The organism is Thermosynechococcus sp. OHK43 (assembly GCF_014466085.1).
In the GTDB taxonomy this organism is placed as follows: Bacteria; Cyanobacteriota; Cyanobacteriia; order Thermosynechococcales; family Thermosynechococcaceae; genus Thermosynechococcus.
This window is the reverse complement of record NZ_JACOMP010000085.1, coordinates 1-3867: the sequence shown is the minus strand read 5'-3', so window position 1 is coordinate 3867 and position 3867 is coordinate 1. Positions and strand designations below refer to the sequence as shown.

The following is a 3867-nucleotide window of genomic DNA, read 5'->3' as shown; positions in this document are numbered from 1 at the left end:
CAACAGCAGTAAGCGTGGGAATGTGGGTTGGACAGCAGGATTCTCTACATCCGTCAGTACCTGCCAGGCAAAGTGATTCTGTGCCAGTTGCAGTTGGACCGCCTGTCGGGCTTGATTGAGCATCTCTAAGGAGAGATTGGCCCTCCGAATCTGATTTTGAAGGCGCTCAATGGCGGGGAGTTGGCCACTCAGTTGTTGTAATTGTTGGGCAATTGCCGCTTGGGGAGCAGCCAGCTCAGCATCATAGCGCCGCTGGTTTTCGTACTCAATCCACGCCGTAATGTAGTTAGTAATGAGCGTTTGTGAGACTGTTCCCTGAAAGCCTAGGGCAGTGGGGTTATTCACTGGATATTGCTCACCAATCACTTGGCGGGCGATCGCCTGCAATTGCTCTAGTAAAACTCGGCGCTGTTCCTCTAGGGCTTGGATGATGGGTGTTCCTTCCCGAAAAATGGCTAAATTCCTGGCAATTTCTTGATCCAGCTCTTGAATGCGTGCCAGTTGCTGCTGATAAGCCGGAGAAGTACTCAAATTTGCTGCCGCTAGGGCTTCGGCGGGGGTCATCTTGAGTTGTTCTTGGAACCCTTGAAAACGACCGTAGGCTTCCACGGCCTTAAGGCGAGCGGCTTGGCGCAGGCTATGGATTTGGCGATACTGTTCCGTTAAAAAGCGCAGTTGCTCTGAGGGTTGCAGGCTGGTGCCTTGGGTTTCGCTGGCTTGGAGTTGCCGCTGTAGCTGCTCTAATTCTGCCAGGTGCTGATTGATGTCGTTGTCGAGTTGCTTTAGGGTGCGATTGAGTTGTTCTTGGCGATCGCGCTGACTGTAGTCAACAAATGCTTCGGCAACAGCCTTTAACACTGCGGTCACGATTTCTGGCTGGCGATCGCGATAGGCCACCTCTAGTACTTTTGTTTCTGTCGGGGCTTGCCCTGTTGCTGAACTAACCACTGGTTGAATTTCCAGATGCTCAGCTAAGACCCGTGTGGTCAAATGGGGGTACTGCTGTTGCAGTTTTTGGGCAATGGGCGCCAGTACTTTGTCACTTTCCAAAACAACAATCTGTGATCCCACATCTGTTTGCGGGAAGGGGGTGGGCAAACGGTCTGCGGGGAGCGTCCCCATAATGCCCTCCCGTGGTGGTGGCATTGGCGGAGTTTGTGGCTCACTCACGGGTTCCATCAAGAGGCGAAAGGAGGCCTTGTACATTTCGGGGTGCCAGAGAACATACCCACCCATGACCAAGAATGAGAACAAAACCGTACCTGAGAACAGTCGCCATCGTCGCCGACAGCGATCGCCAAAGTTCTGCACTCCACCCTTGGTTTGCCTCTTGGTGGTGCTGATGAACCCCGATAGATGGCGCTGGCGATCAACGACCCGTAAATTGGGTACCTTTTGTGGGAGTGACATCAGTCGTACACCATGCTTAATCAAATACGTTAACTAAGTTGAGGAACACTCCTAAGGTTCCTAATGCACCAATAGGACGCAAGGCATTCCCAATGGCATCCCCCACCTGCGTTAGCCCTGACCGTTCCACCACAATCACATCCCCCTCTTGCAATACAGGATTGTTGTTGGCATTGGGTTGGGCTGCCAAGCTAAAGGGAATCCGTCGCCGACTAACCGTGCCATCGCGATTGAGCCGCACCAGTGTCACCCTAGACATATTGGCACGTTGCACATTGAAGCCGCCCGCTGCCCCAATGCCCTGAGTGAGGGTGGCATTCGCTGGTACTTCGACCAAGCCCGGTCGCAATACTTCACCCACAACCTGCACCCGAATCACCTGCGGCGAAAAGGTGGCAGAGGCGACGCGAATCGCTTCAGCCGCATTCACTTCCTTTGCCTTGGGCACCACAATCACATCATCACTGCGCAGGGTAATATCTTGACTGGCATCCCCCGACTGAATCATCTCCCAAAGATTAATTTTCGTGACTGCCGTTTGGCCATTCCCCAGTTGGCGACGGATCTCAATGCTGCGAATATCGGCCTCTTGCGTAATTCCACCGCTTTGAGCAAGGACTTGGCTCAGGCGAGGCCATGTTAGGCCACCGGAAAGAAGGCCGATACCAGCGGCAGAAGCTGATACAGAAGTAAAAGGAACAACATAGGATCCTGGACGGCTCACCTCACCCGCCACCAAAATCTTCATGGGGCGCGGCGTCTGCAATGTAACCGTTACTGCGGGAAAGCGCATGACTTGACTGTAAGCGTTGAGGATCACCTGCTCCGCTTGAGGTAGGGTTAAGCCACCCACGATCACTCGCCCTGCCAACGGTAGAGTGACTGAACCATCCAGATTAACCGTGAATTGTCGCTGATTAGTAACACTTGGTGGAAGGTTAACCACTTCAATAAAAAGCACGTCCCCCGCACCCAAGAGGTAATCCTGAAGGGGGTTAGTGCTGGTGAAACTGTAGGAGCTTGGGCTGAGGGGCCTTGGTTGAGCAGTAGCCAAGGGGGGTGTCAGAAGTGTCGCCCCAAGGGTGAGTCCACTAGCAGCAATCGCTAGCAGGATGGCCGTCTTTTGTCGCCTTGGCCCGGATCGATACCCCATCGTTGCTTCTCCCCACTGACTTCCCAATTTTCCAGGTAACCTACACCATTGTCCCCTGTTCTACCATACGTGTTTAACCTCCGTGATGGATGGCAGGATTGCCGCCCTAGTCTGAGAAAAGGGCTTAAAATGGGAGGGAATACTGCATCCCCAGTATGTCATGCCAGATCAACCGCTCATTTGTCTAGAGAACATTTCCAAGGTTTACGGCCAAGGGGAAACCGAAGTGCACGCCCTTAGGGATGTGAATTTGCAAATTCAGCGGGGAGAGTACTGTGCCATTATGGGGGCGTCGGGGTCAGGGAAGTCCACAATGATGAATATTATTGGCTGTTTGGATCGCCCGACCTCTGGCCGCTACTTTCTCGATGGCCAAGATGTGGCCTATCTCAGTGATGATGAACTGGCCCATATCCGCAATGCCAAGATTGGCTTTGTCTTTCAACAGTTTTACTTACTAGGGCAGCTAACGGCACTGGAAAATGTGATGCTGCCTATGGTCTATGCCCAAGTGCCTCCTAAGGAACGACGCGATCGCGCGATTGCTGCCTTGGAACAGGTAGGCTTAGGGCACCGCCTTGAGAATCGTCCCAATCAACTCTCGGGCGGACAGCAACAACGGGTGGCGATCGCCCGCGCCATTGTCAATCAGCCGTTGCTGCTGCTAGCCGATGAACCCACCGGTGCCCTCGATAGCCACACCACTGCGGAAATCCTGGCTATTTTTGGTCAACTCAATGCCGCCGGCATGACCGTAATTATGGTGACCCATGAACCCGATGTGGCAGCGGTCACCCACCGCATTATCCAGTTTCGCGACGGTCAAATTCGTTGCGATCGCCCCAATATCCCTAGCCCACTGGCGGCAGCTGCTTTATCTTAGGAAGGGGAATAGCGGAGAAAAAAGTAAAAATCATGGCAAAAGCAGTTTGGAAAGGTGCGACCTTGGCCGAGAGCGATCGCTACGAAGTGGTCGAGGGCAATGTTTACTTTCCGCCAGAAGCCCTCAATCAGGCCTATTTTCAGCCCAGCGATACCCACACCGTTTGTGGTTGGAAAGGCACAGCCAGCTACTACCCCATTGTTGTCAATGGCGAAGTGAATCGCGATGCGGCCTGGTACTACCCCGATCCCAAGCCTGCGGCAGCCAATATCAAGGGCTATGTGGCCTTTTGGCGAGGGGTGCAGGTGACGCGCTAAGGGGAGGAATTCCCGCACGGTTGAGAATTTCAGGAATCAAATCCTCACGGCGCACCGCCATTAAGTGCACCCCCTGACACAACTCCCGTGCTTGTTGGACTTGT

General features: G+C 53.6%; 4 protein-coding genes. 2 read left to right on the top strand and 2 right to left on the bottom strand.

What is annotated here, in order from left to right; all coding sequences use genetic code 11:
• Positions 1-1410: hypothetical protein (locus H8Q75_RS03645; protein ID WP_297040601.1), on the bottom strand; the 1410-nt coding region annotated here is incomplete at its 3' end.
• Positions 1411-1426: 16 nt separating this feature from the next.
• The gene (locus H8Q75_RS03640; protein WP_297040596.1) at positions 1427-2563 is read right to left on the bottom strand and encodes a polysaccharide biosynthesis/export family protein; all 1137 of its coding nucleotides are present in this window, start codon (positions 2561-2563) and stop codon (positions 1427-1429) included.
• Positions 2564-2723: 160 nt separating this feature from the next.
• Between H8Q75_RS03640 and H8Q75_RS03635 the strand changes: the two genes are divergently transcribed.
• Both H8Q75_RS03635 and H8Q75_RS03630 read left to right on the top strand, forming a co-directional pair.
• Complete coding sequence (locus tag H8Q75_RS03635) at positions 2724-3446, top strand: ABC transporter ATP-binding protein (RefSeq protein ID WP_297040594.1); 723 nt, start codon at positions 2724-2726, stop codon at positions 3444-3446.
• A gap of 32 nt (positions 3447-3478) precedes the next feature.
• Positions 3479-3763 (top strand): DUF427 domain-containing protein, encoded by a 285-nt coding sequence (locus H8Q75_RS03630; RefSeq protein ID WP_024124814.1) that lies wholly within the window; start codon positions 3479-3481, stop codon positions 3761-3763.
• The last annotated feature ends 104 nt before the right edge of the window (positions 3764-3867 follow it).

Bases quoted from the DNA above. Each gene is read 5' to 3' on its own strand.
- H8Q75_RS03635 (WP_297040594.1), top strand. From the start codon at position 2,724: ATGCCAGATCAACCGCTCATTTGTCTAGAGAACATTTCCAAGGTTTAC.
- H8Q75_RS03630 (WP_024124814.1), top strand. From the start codon at position 3,479: ATGGCAAAAGCAGTTTGGAAAGGTGCGACCTTGGCCGAGAGCGATCGC.
- H8Q75_RS03640 (WP_297040596.1), bottom strand. From the start codon at position 2,563: ATGGGGTATCGATCCGGGCCAAGGCGACAAAAGACGGCCATCCTGCTA.